Source organism: Kribbella sp. NPDC058693, assembly GCF_042715335.1.
In the GTDB taxonomy this organism is placed as follows: domain Bacteria; phylum Actinomycetota; class Actinomycetes; order Propionibacteriales; family Kribbellaceae; genus Kribbella; species Kribbella jiaozuonensis.
On record NZ_JBHXSQ010000002.1, the window covers coordinates 320412 to 338139 of the forward strand.

Annotated in this window: 16 protein-coding genes; 8 read left to right on the top strand and 8 right to left on the bottom strand. The window is 68.2% G+C overall.

Annotated elements, in window-relative coordinates:
• Nucleotides 1-30: 30 nt before the first annotated feature.
• The 3 genes from ACFWUU_RS11200 to ACFWUU_RS11210 all read right to left on the bottom strand — a co-directional run bounded on the left by ACFWUU_RS11200 (nucleotide 31) and on the right by ACFWUU_RS11210 (nucleotide 4005).
• Nucleotides 31-2367, bottom strand: coding sequence for a GH92 family glycosyl hydrolase (locus tag ACFWUU_RS11200; protein WP_380174756.1), 2337 nt, complete (start codon nucleotides 2365-2367; stop codon nucleotides 31-33).
• Nucleotides 2368-2403: 36 nt separating this feature from the next.
• Nucleotides 2404-3009 carry a DUF305 domain-containing protein gene (locus ACFWUU_RS11205; RefSeq protein WP_380174758.1) on the bottom strand — a complete coding sequence of 202 codons (606 nt, stop codon included), beginning with the start codon at nucleotides 3007-3009 and terminating at the stop codon, nucleotides 2404-2406.
• A 63-nt stretch (nucleotides 3010-3072) separates the two neighbouring features.
• Nucleotides 3073-4005, bottom strand: a complete 933-nt coding sequence (locus ACFWUU_RS11210) for a DUF1996 domain-containing protein (protein ID WP_380174759.1) — start codon at nucleotides 4003-4005, stop codon at nucleotides 3073-3075.
• Between the two features lie 239 nt (nucleotides 4006-4244).
• On the opposite strand from ACFWUU_RS11210, the gene ACFWUU_RS11215 reads away from it, so the two are divergent.
• From ACFWUU_RS11215 to ACFWUU_RS11225, 3 genes are all read left to right on the top strand, one after another.
• Entirely contained in the window at nucleotides 4245-6398 is a 2154-nt protein-coding gene (locus tag ACFWUU_RS11215; protein ID WP_380174761.1) for a discoidin domain-containing protein, read from the top strand.
• A gap of 28 nt (nucleotides 6399-6426) precedes the next feature.
• Nucleotides 6427-7455 carry a LacI family DNA-binding transcriptional regulator gene (locus ACFWUU_RS11220; RefSeq protein ID WP_380174763.1) on the top strand — a complete coding sequence of 343 codons (1029 nt, stop codon included), beginning with the start codon at nucleotides 6427-6429 and terminating at the stop codon, nucleotides 7453-7455.
• 109 nt (nucleotides 7456-7564) lie between these two features.
• On the top strand, nucleotides 7565-9766 hold the full coding sequence (locus ACFWUU_RS11225; RefSeq protein ID WP_380174765.1) for a discoidin domain-containing protein: 2202 nt from the start codon (nucleotides 7565-7567) through the stop codon (nucleotides 9764-9766).
• 61 nt (nucleotides 9767-9827) lie between these two features.
• On the opposite strand, the gene ACFWUU_RS11230 is transcribed toward ACFWUU_RS11225, so the two are convergent.
• Entirely contained in the window at nucleotides 9828-10766 is a 939-nt protein-coding gene (locus ACFWUU_RS11230; protein WP_380174767.1) for a hypothetical protein, read from the bottom strand.
• Between the two features lie 228 nt (nucleotides 10767-10994).
• On the opposite strand from ACFWUU_RS11230, the gene ACFWUU_RS11235 reads away from it, so the two are divergent.
• Entirely contained in the window at nucleotides 10995-11432 is a 438-nt protein-coding gene (locus tag ACFWUU_RS11235; RefSeq protein ID WP_380174768.1) for a hypothetical protein, read from the top strand.
• On the opposite strand, the gene ACFWUU_RS11240 is transcribed toward ACFWUU_RS11235, so the two are convergent.
• On the bottom strand, nucleotides 11429-12385 hold the full coding sequence (locus ACFWUU_RS11240) for a zinc-binding dehydrogenase (protein ID WP_380174770.1): 957 nt from the start codon (nucleotides 12383-12385) through the stop codon (nucleotides 11429-11431). The two genes, ACFWUU_RS11235 and ACFWUU_RS11240, sit on opposite strands and share 4 nt — an antisense overlap.
• 51 nt (nucleotides 12386-12436) lie before the next feature.
• Between ACFWUU_RS11240 and ACFWUU_RS11245 the strand changes: the two genes are divergently transcribed.
• Nucleotides 12437-13006: a TetR/AcrR family transcriptional regulator gene (locus ACFWUU_RS11245; protein WP_380174771.1), complete on the top strand. Its 570-nt coding sequence runs from the start codon at nucleotides 12437-12439 to the stop codon at nucleotides 13004-13006.
• A 19-nt stretch (nucleotides 13007-13025) separates the two neighbouring features.
• Here the strand turns inward: ACFWUU_RS11245 and ACFWUU_RS11250 are convergent, their stop codons facing one another.
• Complete coding sequence (locus tag ACFWUU_RS11250; protein ID WP_380174773.1) at nucleotides 13026-13625, bottom strand: RNA polymerase sigma factor; 600 nt, start codon at nucleotides 13623-13625, stop codon at nucleotides 13026-13028.
• A 206-nt stretch (nucleotides 13626-13831) separates the two neighbouring features.
• Here ACFWUU_RS11250 and ACFWUU_RS11255 point away from each other — a divergent pair, with 206 nt between their 5' ends.
• The 3 genes from ACFWUU_RS11255 to ACFWUU_RS11265 are packed head-to-tail and all read left to right on the top strand — an operon-like array spanning nucleotide 13832 to nucleotide 15765.
• Complete coding sequence (locus tag ACFWUU_RS11255) at nucleotides 13832-14788, top strand: ArsR/SmtB family transcription factor (RefSeq protein WP_380174775.1); 957 nt, start codon at nucleotides 13832-13834, stop codon at nucleotides 14786-14788.
• A gap of 21 nt (nucleotides 14789-14809) precedes the next feature.
• On the top strand, nucleotides 14810-15256 hold the full coding sequence (locus tag ACFWUU_RS11260) for a GNAT family N-acetyltransferase (protein WP_380174777.1): 447 nt from the start codon (nucleotides 14810-14812) through the stop codon (nucleotides 15254-15256).
• An 11-nt stretch (nucleotides 15257-15267) separates the two neighbouring features.
• The gene (locus ACFWUU_RS11265; RefSeq protein WP_380174779.1) at nucleotides 15268-15765 is read left to right on the top strand and encodes a DUF2505 domain-containing protein; all 498 of its coding nucleotides are present in this window, start codon (nucleotides 15268-15270) and stop codon (nucleotides 15763-15765) included.
• A 1-nt stretch (nucleotide 15766) separates the two neighbouring features.
• Here the strand turns inward: ACFWUU_RS11265 and ACFWUU_RS11270 are convergent, their stop codons facing one another.
• Together ACFWUU_RS11270 and phaZ are read right to left on the bottom strand one after the other, a co-directional pair.
• Nucleotides 15767-16939 (bottom strand): acyl-CoA dehydrogenase family protein, encoded by a 1173-nt coding sequence (locus ACFWUU_RS11270; protein WP_380174781.1) that lies wholly within the window; start codon nucleotides 16937-16939, stop codon nucleotides 15767-15769.
• Complete coding sequence (phaZ, locus tag ACFWUU_RS11275; protein ID WP_380176841.1) at nucleotides 16936-17721, bottom strand: poly(3-hydroxyalkanoate) depolymerase; 786 nt, start codon at nucleotides 17719-17721, stop codon at nucleotides 16936-16938. The genes ACFWUU_RS11270 and phaZ overlap by 4 nt, the downstream gene beginning before the upstream one ends.
• Nucleotides 17722-17728 lie beyond the last annotated feature (7 nt).

Below are 17728 nucleotides of genomic sequence, written 5' to 3' on the forward strand. Positions count from 1 at the left end.
GTCAAACTCCGACCAGCATAACGGGTCCGCTCAGTGGTCGATCGGAGGTGTTCCCCAGGTGGACGGCGCGGCGCCCATCGCCACCGAGATGCGGCCGCCGCGGTTGACGAACGACTCCGGCAACCACGACTCGGCCCGCGCGTGGCCGTTCAGCTTGAGCGCCTGCACGTATTGGTTCGCGTCCGAGGTCGCCGGAGCCTCGACCGTCAGCCGTACGCCGTTGCTCCGCCGTACCTCGACCTTCGGGAACAGCGGACTGCCCACCAGCAGCTCGGCCCGCCCCTGCGTCTGCGGGAACAGGCCGATCGCCGCGAAGATGTACCAAGCCGACAGCGTGCCCAGATCGTCGTTCCCCGGAAGCCCCGACGGCCCGGTCCCGTACACGGTGTCGACGATCTCCCGCGTGGTCTCCTGCGTCTTCCACGGCGCACCGAGACCGTTGTACAGCCACGGCGCGTGCAGCCCCGGCTCGTTGGTCGGGTCGTACCTCACCGGGCTCCCGCCTTTCAGGGCCCAGTTGCCGTCGGCATCGTGGAAGAACGTGTCGAGCCGCTGGACGGCGTTCCCGCCCATCAGAGCCGCCAGCCCGGACACATCTTGCGGGACCATCCAGGTGTACGTCGACGTCGTACCCTGCGCGAACCCGACATCCGTCGACGGACTGAACCCGTCCTGCCAGCTCCCGTCCGCCTTCCGCGCCCGCTGGTACCCGACCGCCGGGTCGAAGGTGTTCTTCCACCAGCTGCCGCGGTCCTCGAGATCGGCGAAGTCAGCCCCGAGCCGCTCGCCCCACTGTGCCAGCGAGAAGTCGGCGAGCGAGTTCTCCAGCGTCTCCGCGGCGCCGCCCCAGCAGTGACAGGCGTCCTGCGGCGCGTAGTGCTTCGCGAGGTAGGTGTCCAGCGCGGGCCGTTGCCCGGTGCATTGCCCTGGGCAACCACCGTCGTTCTCGGCGTCGGCGTTCTGAACCCGGGCCTGGCGCACGAGCGAGTCGAACGCGCGACGGGTATCGAAGTTCCGCACCCCCATCGCAGCGAACGTCGCCAACGTCGGCGCGGCCGGATCACCGGTCATCACATGAGTGGCACCGTTGTTGTGCAGCCAGCGATCCCAGATCCCGTTGTTCTGCTGGGCGAACTGGTACATCGACTGAGCGAAGTCACCTGCGACATCGGGTTTGAGCAGCGCGAGCAGCTGGATGTGCGCGCGGTACTGATCCCAGCCCGAGAACGTCCCGTACTGCGCCTTCTGGCCCGGGGCGAGGCGATGGATCTTCTGGTCGGAGCCCAGGTATCGCCCGTCCACGTCGTTGAACACGTTGGGCTGCAGCAGCGTGTGGTACAGCGCGGTGTAGAACGTGGTCCGCTGCGCATCGGTCCCGCCGGTCACGCGGATCGCGTTGAGCTCGCGTTGCCAGTCGGCGTACCCGTCGGCGGCGACCTTGCCGACGGCCGCGTTCGGCCTGAGTTCGGCGCGCAGGTTCTGCTCGGCGCCCGCGAGGCTGACGTATGAGATGCCGAGCCGCATGCGAACAGCAGCGCCCGGCGCGAACGTCACGTATCCGCCGGATCCTCGCCCGGCCCGGTCTGCGCCAGTGGCGTAGCCCTCGCCGCCAGTGGTGTGCGTGCTGCCCGGCTCCAGGGTGCTGTCCTTCCAGGTGCCGTTGGCAACGATCGGCCGGTCGAACGATGCGGTGAAGTACAACCGGTAGTAGGTCTTGCGGTTGTTCACGCCGCCGTTCGCCCGGCGACCGCAGAACGCGCCGGTCAGCACCGAGCCGGTCACCTTGCGGTGGTCCGGGTCGATGGTGACCTCGGCGTCCTCGCTGCCGTTCAGGGAGTTCGACGTACGGAAGAGCAGGTTGGCGGCCTGGTCGCTCGGGAACGTGAACTCGCCGACGCCGGCCCGGGTCGTCACGGCCAGGTCGGTCTTGACGCCGGAGTCGAGCGTGACGGTGTAGCGGCCGGGGCGTGCGGTCTCGTTCTCGTGCTTGAAGTTCGTCGCGTACTTCGCGTCCGTGGTGTCGGCCGTCGGCGAGGAGTCGACCGCGCCGACGTACGGCATGATCGGCACGTCACCCGCCGCGCCCGGATTGCAGCCGGCGCCGCTGAGGTGCGTGAGGCTGAACCCGCGGACCCGCGTCGCGTCGTACTGGTATCCGTTCGCCGCCCCGGTGCTGGTCTGATCGCCACGGGTGCTCGTCGGGCTCCACGAGATCATTCCGAACGGCCGCACCGCCCCCGGCCACGTCGTACCGTCCCGCGCGGAGCCGATCATCGGATCGACGTACGACGCCGGATCGAACGAGGCCTGTGCCGGTACGGCGGGAACCAGCAGCGCAACCGTGAGACCAACTGCGACCAAGCGCATGCGACAGCCTTCCGTGGGGCGGAGACGGAACGGGTGTCACGGTAGGGGCGTTTGGTTGCCAATGGCTGTTGTCCGGACGAACACGAGTTGTGCGGTTCGGTCCTTCTCGATCCGGGTGGCGAGGGTCTTGACGGCGGGGGCGTGGCCGGCGGCCTTGACGCTGCGGGTGACGAGGGCGGACTGGTTCAGGTGGTCCTCGATCTCCGCGGTGAGGGTCCGGTCGAAGGCTGCGCCGGTGAGATTGCTGAGGGCAACGACTTCGTCGGCGGTCATCATGCCGGGCATGTCGTGGCCCTCGTGCGGGTTCGCGGTCGGCAGACCGGCCTGGGTGCGGAGCGCGGTGAGCGCTGCGAGCTCGGTCCGATGGGCGGGCGTCAACCCGGCGGCAAGTCGTCGTACGGCGGGGTTGGTCGAGTGGGACGGCGCGAGCTCAAGGATCTGCAGGAACTGTTCGTCCATCGGGATCATCAGCTCGAGCCAGGCGGCATCGGTGGGATTGAAGTCTGACTGGATCGCAGGAGCCTGGGACGACTGGGTCGAGGTGGGCCGGGTGGATGGGGCGCACGCGGTGAGGAGGCCGGCGGTCAGCGCGGCGGTGGTCCAGGCCCCGGCCAGGAGGCGAAGGGCGGGTCGGAGCGGCATGGGGATCCTCGGGGATCGGCCTGCGGTGCCGGGGTCTGCCCACGCCCGGCACCGCAGGGGGTTTCAGGGCCGGCCGGGGAGGCGGTAGTTGTCGCCCAGGGCCTGGCCGCGGTCGGGCTTGTAGAGGTCGAAACCCTTGGAATTGCACTGCAGACCACCGTTGATGCAGTGGCTCACCAGAGCTGCGAGTGTGGGCGGATCCCAGGCGTTGAAGAAGTCGTAGTGCCAGGAGTACCCGCGACCGCTGGCGAGCCGGATGCCGGTCAGGTCACCGTCCGCGGGGAACGCGATCTTGAACTCCAGCATCGGCACCGGATTCGGGTGCGAGGCGGGGCAGACGCCGTTGACCGGGTACGCCATGTGACTCTTGTGGTCGGCGGAGTCGAGGTCGCGGCCGTTCCAGCAACTCGGTGCCTGGTAGCGGATGTTGAGCTGGGTTCCGGCCGGACAGTTGGCCGGGAAGTCCCAGTTGTGGAAGCTGTCCCCGCACTCCCAGCCCTCGACGGCACCCGGTGCGGTCCGGAACGCGTCCTCGGCAGCCGTCGGGCTGCCGACCACGAACCGGAGCCCCGGCGGGAACGGCTGAACTTCTTGGTAGTTGAGGATTCCGGACTTGTAGTAGATGACCTGCGCCCAGGTCTGGACGACCGGCTGGTCGCCGCGGAACATCGTCGGCCACCAGTAGGCGGACAGATCATCGGGATTCAGGCAGGTCGTCGAGTAGGCGCCCGCGCCGTTCAGGCTGTCCAGCGTCGTGGCGGCGTTCGTCGTCGTGTTACCGACGAAGCTGTGTTCGTGGGAGGCGCCCGGCAGGTTCGGGAACACGATCGGGTCGTCGGGAGCGCGGTGATGGACGGTGCAGTTGACCTGGAACTCGTGGTGCGTGACCAGGTCGTCGGCCTGCGCGGCTGACCCGGTGACGGCGGTCAGCAGGGCGGCGACGACGCCGGCGGCGGTGCCACCGGCGTACAGGATTCTCTTCTTTCTCGGGAACACGGAACTCCTCCGGGTCGGGGGGATTCCGCGGGGCGGTGGATCGGGCAGCCCGCGGGTGGACGAATCGCGGGAGAGCGCTCTCTGAAACACCTTGTTCCGGCCGTCCGACGGTGTCAACCCTCCGCCGGTTCCGGAACCGGCGGAGCGTGACGAGGCATTGACAAGCCGGGTGCGGGTCAGGAACATCGGTGCCGCGAGAGAGCGCTCTCTCATCTCTCTCCCGAAGGAGTTCCGCCCCGATGAAACTCTTCTCATTCACGGCTGTGAGTGCGGTCGGCCTGTTGTTGCTGGGCAGTCTCGTCCAGCCCGCGGCCGCGCACGAGACTGCCCAGCAACGGGCCCAGGCCGGAAGCCTGCTCTCGCAGGGCAAACCGGTGACAGCTTCGTCCAGTGAAGGCGCAGGTACGCCGGCCACAGCCGCCGTGGACGGTGATCCCGGCACGCGGTGGTCGAGCACGTTCGCCGATCCGCAGTGGTTGCAGGTGGACCTCGGTGCGACGGCCGCTATCGACCAGGTCGTGCTGCAGTGGGAAGCGGCATACGCGACCGGCTACCGGATCGAGGTGTCGGCCGACGGCACGCAGTGGACCCAGGTGTACAGCACCACCACCGGGCACGGCGGCACCGAGACGCTGCCGGTGAGCGGTTCCGGACGGTACGTCCGCTTCTACGGCACCCAGCGCGTCGGCGGGTACGGCTACTCGCTGTGGGAGTTCCAGGTCTACGGCACGCCCGGCACCGGCGGACCGCCGCAGGGCTCCGGCACCGTTCGCGTCGCCGGCAGTCAAGGGAACTGGCAGCTGCTGGTCAACAACGCGCCCTGGGTGGTCAAGGGTCTGACTTGGGGGCCACCGGCAACAGAAGCCGCGCAACGGCTGCCCGAGTTGAAGTCGATCGGCGTCAACACCGTTCGTACCTGGGGAACCGACGCGAGCTCCAAGCCTCTCTTCGACGCGGCGGCCGCGAACGGCATGCGGGTCGTCGCCGGCTACTGGCTCCAACCTGGTGGTGGACCCGGCAGCGGCGGTTGCGTCAACTACGTCACCGACACGAACTACAAGACCACGATGCTCGACGAGATCCGGCGCTGGACGACGGAGTACAAGGACAACCAGGGCGTGCTGTTGTGGGACGTCGGCAACGAGTCCGTGCTCGGGCTGCAGAACTGCTACTCCGGTGCCGAGCTCGAGCAGCAGCGGATCGCTTACGCGACGTTCGTCAATGAGGGCGCCAAGGCGATCCACGCGATCGACCCGAACCATCCGGTCACATCGACGGACGCGTGGACCGGAGCGTGGCCGTACTTCAAGCAGTACGCACCGGACCTCGACCTGCTCGCGGTGAACTCGTACGGGCACGTCTGTCAGGTGAAGCAGGACTGGATCAGCGGCGGTTACACCAAGCCCTACATCCTCACCGAGAGCGGACCGGCCGGCGAGTGGGAGGTGCCGAACGACGCGAACGGCGTACCGAACCAGCCGACCGACCTGCAGAAGCGGGACGGTTACACCCAAGCCTGGAACTGCATCATCGGGCACACCGGCGTGGCGCTGGGCGCAACGCTGTTCCACTACGGCAGCGAGAACGACTTCGGCGCGGTCTGGTTCAACCTCACGCCTGGCAACGAGAAGAGCCCGGCGTGGTACGCCGTCCGACAGGCGTACGGCGGAACGTCGGGTGGGAACACCGCCCCACTGATCACCGCCATGACCCTGAGCCGGACCACCGACGTGCCGGCCGGCGGGACGATCACGGTCAACGTCGCGGTCAGCGATCCGGACGGCGACGCGCTCTCGCACGAGTTCAAGGTCGGTGGGAAGTACATCGACGGGAGTGGGGCGCTGGTGACGACGCCGTCGAGCGGGAACGGGCCGTTCACGGTGACCGTGCCGCAGCGGCTCGGGGTGTGGAAGCTGTACGACTACGTCCGTGACGGCCATGGCAACGTGGGGATCGAGACCAGGTCGTTCCGCGTGGTCGCACCTCCGGTCAGCGGCACCAATGTGGCCCGCGGCAAACCGGTGACCGCCTCGTCGTACCAGCAGGTCGGCGACGGAGCGCCGTACCCGCCGTCGAACGTGACCGACGGGAACGTGGCGACGCGCTGGGCCAGCGACTGGTCGGATCCGCAGTGGGTGCAGGTGGATCTCGGACAGGTGACGTCGTTCGACCGCATCCAGCTGATCTGGGAGCCGGCGTACGCGCGGGCCTACCGGATCGAGGTGTCGGACGACGGGAACACCTGGCGGCAGCTCTACAGCACCGCTGACGGCAACGGCGATGTCGACGACCTCGGGGTGGCGGGTTCCGGGCGGTACGTCCGGTTGACCGGCACGCAACGCGGGACCGGGTTCGGCTACTCGCTCTACGAGTTCGGCGTGTACAAACAGTGAGAGTTGCCGAGAGATACGATCCGGTGTCATGAGGAGCGGCGCATCCCGTCGTACGCCGACCTTGGAGGATGTGGCCAAGGCGGCCGGGGTTTCGCGGGCCACTGTGTCCCGGGTGGTCAACGGGATCACCTCGGTCGATCCCCGGATCCGGACCGTCGTCACGCGGGCGATCGAGGACACCGGGTACATCCCGAACGCCGCGGCCCGGACGCTGGTCAACCGGCGTTCGGGGACCGTGGCCCTGGTGATCTCCGGGTCCGACGGATCGGCCGACCAGATCTTCCGGGATCCGTTCTTCGGGCGGATCACCGGGGGAGTGGTCCGCCACCTCCGGTCCGGCGGGATGCACCCGACCCTGATGCTCGCCGACTCCGACCAGGCCCGGCGGGAAGCGGTCGACTTCGTCCGCCGGGGAAACGCGGACGGCGCCCTGTTGGTGTCGACGCACGCCGGGGACTCGTTGCCGCGGTTGTTCGTCGACGCAGGCATCCCGGCCGTCCTGTTCGCCCGGCCCGCCGTTCCGGTGCCGATCAGCTTCGTCGACCTGGACCATGAGGCCGGCGCGGCGCTGGCTGCGGACCGACTCGCCGACCTCGGATGCCGCCGGGTCGTGACGATCGCCGGTCCGGCCGACCTGCCGGCCGCGAACGACCGGCTGTCCGGGTTCCAGCGCGCGATGCAGCGGCGCGGGGTTCCGTACGTCGATGTTGTCCGCGGCAACTTCACCGCGGAGAGCGGCGAGCAGGCGATGACCGAGCTGCTCGACGCCGTACCGGATGCCGATGGCGTGTTCGCCGCGAACGACCTGATGGCCGTCGGTGCGCTCCGCGTGCTGCACGAACGTGGGCGGTCGGTGCCCGGCGACGTCGCGCTGATCGGCTTCGACGACAGCGAACCCGCACAGATGGCCCGGCCGCGGCTGACCACGGTCGCCCAGCCGGTGGAGGAGATGGCCGCGCGGATGACCGACATCCTGCTGGGCCAGATCGCTACCCCGGCCGAGAAGTTGACCTCGGTCGTCTTCGATCCGGAACTCATCATCCGCGAATCCGCGTAGAAGTTCCGGAACAGTTCCGGGAACGGCGGGCCCTTGACACTGCCGGGCACAGCCGACGACGCTCGAAGAGAGCGCTCTCTCAGTACCCGCCCCGACTGATTGGTCTCCTATGTCCCTGAAACCTTTGCGCTGTCTTGTCGCGCTACTCCTCGTTGCCGGCGGCATCGGCGCTGGTGACGCCGCTGCCGCCACGGCCGCCGCGTGTGGATCCACCAACGTCGCGTTGAACCGCCCCGCCACCGCGTCGTCCACCGAGAACGCGGGCCTTCCCGCCACCGCCGCGGTCGACGGCAACCCCGGCACGCGCTGGGGGAGCGCCTTCGCCGATCCCCAGTGGCTGCAGGTCGATCTCGGCTCGAGCGTTGCGGTCTGCCAGGTCGGGCTCAGCTGGGAAGCGGCGTACGGCAAGGCGTTCCGGATCGAGTTGTCCGACGACACGAGCACCTGGCGGCAGGTCTACGCCACGACGACCGGCACCGGCGGCGTACAGAATCTCGACGTGACCGGGACCGGCCGGTACCTCCGGATCACCGGCACGCAACGCGGGACCGGGTACGGGTACTCGCTCTGGGAGGTCGCAGTGCACACGACGGACGGCGGCAGCGGACCGGTCGTCCCGCCCACCGACCCGGCGAACCCCGACCTCGGGCCGAACGTCTCCGTGTTCAGCCCGAGCACACCGCAGGCGGACATGCAGAACAGGCTGAACCAGATCGCCGCCGAGATGCACACCAACCAGTTCGGCACCCAGCGGTACGCCGTGCTGTGGAAGCCCGGCACATACACCGCGGACGTTAACCTCGGCTTCTACACCCAGGCCGCCGGCCTCGGCCTGTCACCCGACGACGTCAACCTCAACGGTCATGTACGCGTCGAGGCGGACTGGCTGCAACAGGGCGACAACCCGAACAACAAGGGCAACGCGACCCAGAACTTCTGGCGGTCCGCCGAGAACCTCGCCGTCACCACCCCGCCCGGCCAGATCGAGCGCTGGGCGGTCTCGCAGGCAGCGCCGTACCGGCGGATGCACCTCAAGGGCGCGCCGGAGATCCAGCTCTGGAACGGCGGCGACGGCTGGGCCAGCGGCGGACTGTTCGCCGACACCAAGATCGACAACACCGTCGTGTCCGGCTCCCAGCAGCAATGGTTCTCCCGCAACTCCGAGTTCGGCGGCTGGAACGGCTCGGTCTGGAACATGGTGTTCACCGGCACCACGGGCGCCCCGCCACAGCACTTCCCGAACCCGTCCCACACGGTGATCGACCAGACCCCGAAGGTCCGCGAGAAGCCCTTCCTGTACGTCGATGCCGCCGGCAACTACAACGTCTTCGTCCCGGCCCTGCGATCGAGCTCGGCGGGTACGAGTTGGTCGCACGGAGCGCCGGCCGGAACGTCGATCAGCCTCGCGGACTTCTACGTCGTCAAGCCCGGCGCGTCCGTCGAGACGATCAACGCCGCCCTCGACCAGGGCAAGCACCTGCTGTTCACGCCGGGCATCTACCACCTCAGCGACACCATCCGGGTGAACCGCGCGAACACCGTCGTACTCGGGCTCGGTCTGGCCACGCTGATCCCGGACACCGGTCAGGCCGCGATCAGTGTCGCGGACGTCGACGGGGTCAAGCTCGCCGGTCTGCTCGTCGACGCCGGGCCGGCCAATTCACCGGTGCTGATCCAGGTCGGTCCGGTCGGCTCGACCGCAAGCCACGCCGCGAACCCGACCTCGTTGCACGACGTGTACGTGCGGATCGGCGGCGCCCACGTCGGCAAGGCCACGGTCAGCCTGCAGGTCAACAGCAACGACGTGATCGGCGACCACCTCTGGCTGTGGCGCGGCGATCACGGCGACGGCGTCGGCTGGAACGTGAACACCGCGGCCAACGGACTCGTTGTCAACGGCAACAACGTGACGATGTACGGGCTGTTCGTCGAGCACTACCAGCAGTACGAGGTGCTCTGGAACGGCAACGGCGGTCGCACGTACTTCTTCCAGAACGAGTTCCCGTACGACGTCCCCGACCAGGCGTCGTGGTCGAGCGGCGGCGGGACACAGGGCTGGGCGGCGTACAAGGTCGCGAACAGCGTCACGACGCACGAGGCGTGGGGTGTCGGCAGCTACTGCTTCTTCAGCCCGAACACCTCGATCGTGGCGTCGCGATCGTTCGAGGTGCCGGATACCGCGGGCGTCCGCTTCCACGACCTGGTCTCGGTCTCGCTGGGCGGTGTCGGGACGATCTCCAACGTCATCAACAACACCGGCGGCACGGCCAATGCCGCCAACCAGCAGCGGTATCTGGTCAGCTACCCCTGACGAGACGCCGCCCTCCAGCCGGTCAGGCTGGAGGGCGGCGCGTTGTCGAGGCGGTCCGGTGCTAGCCGTTCAGCGGGTCGGACTGCGGGGCGATGCGGAAGTACTGCGGGTCGGAGAAGGTCAGCGGGACCTTGCCCAGGCTCTTGATCACCGTGCTCGCACCGTTGGCGTGACCAACGGCGTACAGGTAACCGGACTTGGTGTCCCGGTCGATGCCGAGCAGCAGCGTGCCGTTCGTGCCGCACTTGGTGGCGATGAGCTGCTCGAAGCCCTGCCAGGTCGAGGAGCGCACCGTCTTACCGGTCGTCACGGCGTTGTACTTCGTCGGCCAGGTGACCGTCAGCAGCGTGCCGGCCCGGGTGTTGGCGATGAAGGTTTCCGAGGTGTCGGTGCGGTTGATCAGCGTCATCGACTTCACCGTGCTGAGCCCGCCGACACCGCCGGTGGAGCGCCAGCTGGTGCCGTCGGCGACCCAGCGGTTCATGACGCCGTTGGTCTGCTGGCCGTAGAGCGTCGTGCGGGCCGGGCTGCCGGCGTCCGCCGGCCGGTGGATCGACTGCTCGATGAACCGGTAGTTGGCCCAGCCGCCGCCGATCCGGAGGTTGTTGTGCGGGTAGTGCGGGTCGATCTGGCTCTCGCTGTCGACGACGAACGAGCTCGAGTACAGGGCGCCGCTCATCACGGTCAGCCCGGACCTCGACTCCTCGCCGCCCCCGAGCGGCCGGCCGACGACAGTGCTGATGTGCTGGACCCCGTTGGCCGGGAACACCCCGGCGGTGCCCCGGACGCCGCCGACGGTGATCGGTGCGGCGGCGTTGATCATCCGGCTGGTGAACGCGCCGTTGGCCGTCACTGACCCGAGCCGGAGCGCGCACGCGGCGGTGGTGGCCGTCGTACCTGATTGTGCGGTCGGCTTCGCCTGCGCCGACGATGCTGCGGCCGCGCCGAGCCCCAGAGCGAGCACTGCGGCCGAGGCCAGACCTACGGTCTTGCGAAACATCTGGATCGTCCTCCCCTCAGCGGAGGCGTCCTCGCCTCCGTCGTACCGCATTGGATTCCGGACGCCCCCGAAAAGTTCACCGCCGTGATGCAGGAATTCCCGGCGGTTGTGGTTCAACGGGGCGTGTGAAAGCTGCCGGGTGGCCGGGCTACCTGGTAGACACAAGACTCGGTACGGGCGGCGGACAGGGAAACAGCTTCGATGGTGATGGCATGGCGGTTCGGCGCCGTGAGCGTTGACGCCGTGATGGCTGTGATCCGTGACCCGTCGACGTTCGCGGACTGGATGGTCGCCGTACCGTCCGCGCTCCGTACCGGGCCGAGCTGGCCGGAGGCCGGTTCCGTGATGCAACGCGACACCGGCAAGGAGCTGCGCGGCCGGCACATGCAGAGCCGCGGCCTGGTCGTCGCGATCGTCGATCGCTGGCGGCCCGACCGGGAGTTGATCCTCCGGCTGCGCAGCGGGCTCGGTGGTTGGGTCCAGATCTCCGTCAGGGTCCAGCCGCGTCCCGGCGGATCGCTGATTGAGGTGAGCGCCGAACCACTGACCGCATCAGCCCGCCTCCGGTACGCCGGGCAGGGCCGCAACGCCGCCGAGCAACGCTGCGCCCTCGTCGCCGAACGCCTCATCGCGCTCGCGACCCCGGACCCTGTCGACGAGTTCTAGGGGATCAGCACGAGCCGCCCGAACACTTCGCCGGCGTCGATCTTCCGATGAGCAAGTACGACGTCGTCCAGCGGCAGTTGCTCATGCACAACCAGCGGCAGCTCACCTCGGGCCGCGGCGGCGAACTGTACAGCTCTGACAGTACGACGCTGCTCGACCGGCACGGTGTCGGCGCTGAAGGTCGAGAACATCAGCGAATTGCGGAACGCTGCCATCAGCGTCGTACCGAAGTCGGCGGGTGGTTGACCGCCGACGACACCGACCACCACGAGCCGGCCGTTCGGCTTCAGCTTGCCGAAGAACTTCGGCAGGTCCCGACCCGCGACGATATCGATGATGACGTCGTACGCCGGGGGAGCCTCGCCCGCACCGGACCGGTCCAGAACGTGTGTCGCGCCGAGCTTCGTCAGCTGTTCGCCGCGCTCGGCGGACGACGTGGTGACCGCTACTGCGGATGCGCCACCGCGGGCCGCTAGCTGCACAGTCAGGATGCCGATGCTGCCGGCGGCGCCGCGAACCAAGACGGATTCGCCGGGCTCGAAATGCGCGTGTGCCAAGGCGAAGTGGGCCACGACCCCCGAGCTGCCGAGCGTCACGGCGTCGACGGCGGACAGCTCGTCCGGCAGCGGTACGACGTCGTCGATGGCGGCTGTCGCGTGATCGGCGTACCCGCCGCCGAGGCCGGTGAAGCCCCACACGCGCCGACCGATCCAGGACTCCTCGATGTCGTGGCCGACGGACACCACCGTGCCCGCGACCTCGGACCCGGGCACCAGTCCTTCGGTGAACCCCCAGCCGGCGAGGCTCCCGTTGCGGATCAGCGCGTCGACACCGCCGACACCGATCGCCTGCACGGCGATCAGCACCTCTGTTGGTCCGGGGTCGGGCATCGGTAGGTCGACAACGCTCAGTCCGTCCGGCGCACCGAACGCCTTGATGATCACAGCCTTCATAGTCACCGAGGCTAAGTGGACGCAGGCGTCCGGTTAGCTAGAGTGAGAGTGATGACCGAGGAAATGACTCAGAAGCTGCGCGCCGATGCGGAGGACAATCGCGATCGGATTCTCGAGTCGGCCCGCGTGCTGTTCGCCGGTGAGGGGCTGGACGTTCCGATGCGGGCGATCGCACGGCATGCGGGGGTTGGACCTGCCACGTTGTATCGCCGTTTTCCGAGCAAGCAGGCGTTGGCGGTCGAGGCGTTCGCCGAGCAGATGCGTGCGTGTCAGGCGATCGTGGACGAAGGGCTGGCGGATCCGGATCCGTGGCAGGGGTTCTGTTCGGTGATCGAGCGGATCTGCGAACTGCACCTGCAGAACCGCGGGTTCACCGATGCGTTCCTGGCGACGTACCCGGAGGCGGTCGATGTTGCGGAGAGCCGGGAGTTGACGCTGAGGTCGGTCGCCACCCTGTCGCGGCGGGCGAAGGCGCGTGGTCGGCTGCGGAAGGACTTCGAGCTGGGCGATCTAATGATCATGCTGACCGCACACCGCGGCCTACATGTGTCGGATCCGGCAACCCGCAGTACGGCGTCGCGCCGCTTCGCATCCCTTGTGGTGCAGGCCTTCGCCGCCTGAGACGGTGGCTGTCCGGGGATCAACGATCTTTGACCACCTGGCGCAGGCGGTTCGTGGCTCGGAACTGGAGTTGTTTGATCGCCCCGTCGGTGCGGTCCATCGCCGCCGCTGTCTCGCTGATCGACAGGCCGGCGAAGAAGCGCAGTACCAGGCATTCACGCTGATCGTCAGGCAGGTGGCTGAGTGCATCGCGCACCGTGGCCGTGCTCACGGACAGCAGCGCGGCCTGCTCCGGACCGACCGCATCGTCGATCTGCGGATCGACCTCGTCGGTGACGATCGCCAGCCGGCTCCAGCCGGAGCGGTGGTGGTCGATCACGACGTTCCGGGCGATGGTGACGAGCCAGGCCGCGAAGTTCAGCTGCGCCCGCGGCCGGCGGGCGATCGCGCGGAACGCGCGCAGGAACGTCTCGCTGGTCAGATCCTCGGCCGCGCTGCGGGACGAGGTCTTGCTGTAGGTGTACCGGTAGATCGATGGCAGGTACCGATCGTAGAGCTGCCCGAAGGCGGCGCCGTCACCCGCTTGCGCGAGCCGGATCAGCTCGTCCTCGTCATCGGAATCGGTGTATCTGTGGTTGGCAACCCTGTAGGCGGCCGTGCTTGCACCTGCGATGGCCATGCGCTTCCCAAGCCCCGTTCTCAGTCAGCTACGCGGTGAACATCACGAAAAGGTTACCGAAAGTCGCGCACCGTGTCACTCCCCCTCCGGCCTGTCACGAGAACAAGTCTGGAAACACTTCGAGGATCGTTGAAACGTTGGTCGATGACCCCGGCCGGGCTGACCATCGGGTAAGGACCGACTTCCTGCGTGACCGGGAGAAAAGGATGGCCATCGAACCGCGGTCTGCACTGGTGCCCGACCTGTCGATGCTGTCGGTGGCGCTGCAGGCGTTGCTCGGCGACGGCAAGGGGATACCGAAGCTGCTGCGGCTCAGGCTGCTCTCGGTGATGCACACGCCGGCCGGCCGGGCGGCGTTGCGGCCGATGCTCGCGCAGCCGGGGCAACGCCGGCAGATCCCGTCCTCGGTCGCGCCGTTGACGCCGGTCGGCGACCTGTCGATGGAGACCCAGATCGAGGCGCTGCGGTCGAACCACAACGACGGTCTGCGGAGCAACCTCGTCGAGATCTACGGCGACCGGATCCCACAGGTTTGGCGCGCCGCGGCGGAGCGACCGGCCCGGTGGTCGCGCGCTCTCGGTGACACGCTCGCGGATGTGTGGAGCGGCCCGGGTCGGGACGCCTGGTCGCGGTCGCGTACGGCGCTTGACAGCGAACTGCGCCGGCACGAGAGCCTGCTGGATCGGGGTGCGGCGCATACCTTGCTGAACACGCTCTCACCGCGGATCCGGTTCGACTGCGGCGGGTTCGTGCTGGACGGACGTGTGAAGGTGCCGGTGGGGGACCGGAAGATCGTGCTGGCGCCGATGATCTCCGCGCCGGATTCCGTGGTCGTCGAGAACAGCGATCCGGTCGCGGTTGTGGTCGGCTACCCGCTGCCCGGCGCGCTCGCGTCCTGGTCGCCGGCCGGTCTACCGGTCCGCGAGTCCGACGACGCGCTGGCAACCGTCATCGGTCACGTCCGCGCCGAGATCCTGCGCCGCCTGCCGGAGCCGATGAGCATGAGCCGGCTCGCCGCCGAGCTCAACTGCGCACCGAGCACCGCGACACACCACTGCAACACACTGGAGTCCGCCGGCCTGGTCGAACGCATCCGCCAGGGCAAGAGCATCCTGGTACGCCGCACCACCCGAGGCGCCGCCCTCGTCGACCTCTTCACCTAACCCTTGCCCCAAGCAACCACCATGGAAGATATCCGCCTCAGACCGGCAACACCCGCCGACAACGAGTTCCTGTACGACCTGCACCACCGCACGCTCGGCGACGTGATCGAGTCAACCTGGGGCCCGTGGGACGACGCCGTACAACGGAAGTTCCACCAGGCGTGGTTCAAGCCGGAGACCGTCGAGATCGTCCTGGTCGGAGGACAGCGGGCCGGGATGATCCAGGCCGCACCGGCCGACGCCACCACCTACTACGTGTCCCGGATCGAGATCGCACCCGAGGTGCAGGGCCGCGGCGTGGGTACGACGCTGTTGCGTCTGCTTGTCGATCGTGCGAGGGCGGCAGGGGCGTCCGCTGTGGAGTTGCATGTGTTGGAGCTCAATCGGGCGCGTGAGCTGTACGAGCGGCTCGGGTTCGTCGTGGTGGGGGAGGAAACGCCGAAGCTGCGGATGCGCCTGGGCTTGTGATTCAGTGCACTATGCATTTGACGCTCGCCACGTCGTACGACGCCTCTCCGGAGGAAGTGTTTGCGATGATCACCGATGTCACGTTCCAGGAGCAGGTGTTCGAGCGGCTGCGGGTGCCGTCGTACGACGTGGTGGTGGGGGACTCGGGTGACGACCTGCGGGTGCGGTGTCACTGGCAGACGCAGGCGTTCGACGTGCCGGTGGTTGCTCGGCGGTTCGTCGGCAGCACGTTGGAGCTGGCGCAGGTGAAGGTGTGGCACCGGCCCGATGTCGACGGCGCGCGGGAGGCGGACGTCGATGGTGAGGTGACCGGTGTGCCGGTGAAGGTGACCGGCACGACCCGGATCGTGCCGGCCGGGCGGGGGACCAGCCAGGCGTTCGACCTGCAGGTGACGGCTTCGGTGCCGATGGTTGGCAAGGGCATCGAGCAGGTCGTGGGCGACGCCGTACGCGTCCGGTTGGAGAAGAAGTTCGAGGTCGCGCGAGCCTGGTTGTCGGGCTCGCTCTGACTCACGCGAAGGCCGAGTGCCCGGTGATCGAGCGGCCCACGATGAGGGTGTTCATCTCGCGGGTGCCTTCGTAGGAGTAGATGGCCTCGGCGTCCGCGACGTACCGCCCGACGTTGTGTTCGAGCAGGATGCCGTTGCCGCCGAGCAGCTCACGCGCGTAGCCGACGGTTTCGCGCATCCGCATCGTGCAGAACATCTTCGCGAGCGACGCGTGTTCGTCGTACGCCGCACCCGCATCCTGCAGCTGCGAGAGCCGCGCGCACAGCGTGGCCGACGCGGTCGTGTTGGCGAGCATGCGCACCAACAGGTCCTGCACGAGCTGGAACGACGCGATCGGCTTCCCGAACTGCTCGCGCTGCTGCGCATACGCCAGCGCATGCCGATACGCCCCGCGCGCACACCCGACTGACATCCACGCGACCCCCGCCCGCGTCATCAACAACACCTTCGCGGTGTCGCGGAACGAGTTCGCCTCCGCCAACCGGTTCTCCTCAGGCACGCGTACGTCGTCCAACGTGATCAGCGCGTTCTGTACGACGCGCAACGCCATCTTGTCCTCGAGCTTCGTCGCGGTGAACCCGGGCGTGTCCTTCTCCACCACGAAACCCTTCACCTGCCCGTCCTCGACGTCCCGCGCCCAGATCACGGTGAGATCGGCGAACGTGGCGTTGCCGATCCACTTCTTCTGACCGTTCAGCACCCAGCTGTCGCCCTCGCGCCGGGCCGTCGTCTGCAGGCCGCGCGAAGCACCCGACCCGACCTCAGGCTCGGTGAGCCCGAACGCGCCGATCTTCTCGAGTCGCGCCATCGCCGGCAGCCACCGTTCCTTCTGCTCCTCCGATCCGCACAGGTAGATCGAGCCCATCGACAGCCCGCTGTGTACGCCGAAGAACGTCGCGATCGACGGGTCCGCCGTACTCAGCTCCATCGCGAGCAGGCCGTCGAGCAGGAAACTGCGACCGGGGCAGCCGTACCCGGAGTACGGCGTACCGACGATGCCCAGGTCCCGCAACGCCGGGACCAGCTCGAACGGGAAGGTGGCCCGGGTCCAGTGTTCGTTGATGATCGGCGCGACCTGCTTGTCGCCGAACTCGCGGACCGCGTGCAGGAGCTCGCGGTCGGCGTTGTCGAGCAGCAGTTCGAGGCCGTAGAAGTCGATCGGGTCGGTGGTCATAGCGTCCTCCGCAGGAAATTCGTGATGACGGGCACCAGCGTCGGCGCCTCGGTGACGAGCTCGACATGCCCGCCGGGATAGATGTACAGCTCGGCCGCAGGGATCAGCCGGGCGAGGATGCGTCCGTTGACGACCGGGATGATCGGGTCGTCGTCTCCGGTCAGGACGAGCGTCGGCTGCCGGATCAGCCCGAGGAACGGCAGACTGGTCCAGCACGCCCCGGCCGCCAGTTGGTACATGTATCCGCGCCACGAACCGGCTCGCACCTGCTCGCCGAACACCTTCCGAATCGTGTCGGAGTGCCGCCGAGCGCTACCGCCGTACAGGTAGCCCGCCATGCCCGCCGCGTAGCCCGGATCGCCGAAGCGCCGGGGCGTGATCATCTTCAGCAGCGTCGTCGGCCGGCCAGGCACCATGAGTACGCCGGTACCCGTGCTGACCAGCACCAGCCGCCGAACCCGCCGCCGATGCTGGAACGCGAGCTGCTGCGCGAGCGCGCCACCCCAGGACAGCCCGAGTACGTCGACCTCGGCGTACCCGAGCCGCGTCAGCATCCGGTCGACCATCCACGCGAGCATCGGAATACTTGCCGGCAACGCTCCGGTCGGCGAGCCTCCGACACCCGGTACGTCGAACCGGATCACCGTGCCGTCGAGCTGGTCGACCACCGGCTGCAGTACCTCGAGCCCGGCGCCGATCCCGCAACACAGCACGAGCGGCGTACGACGTGCATCGCCGGGACGCACGTCGTACCGGATCCGATGCCCGGCAACCGTCACCATCTCCACG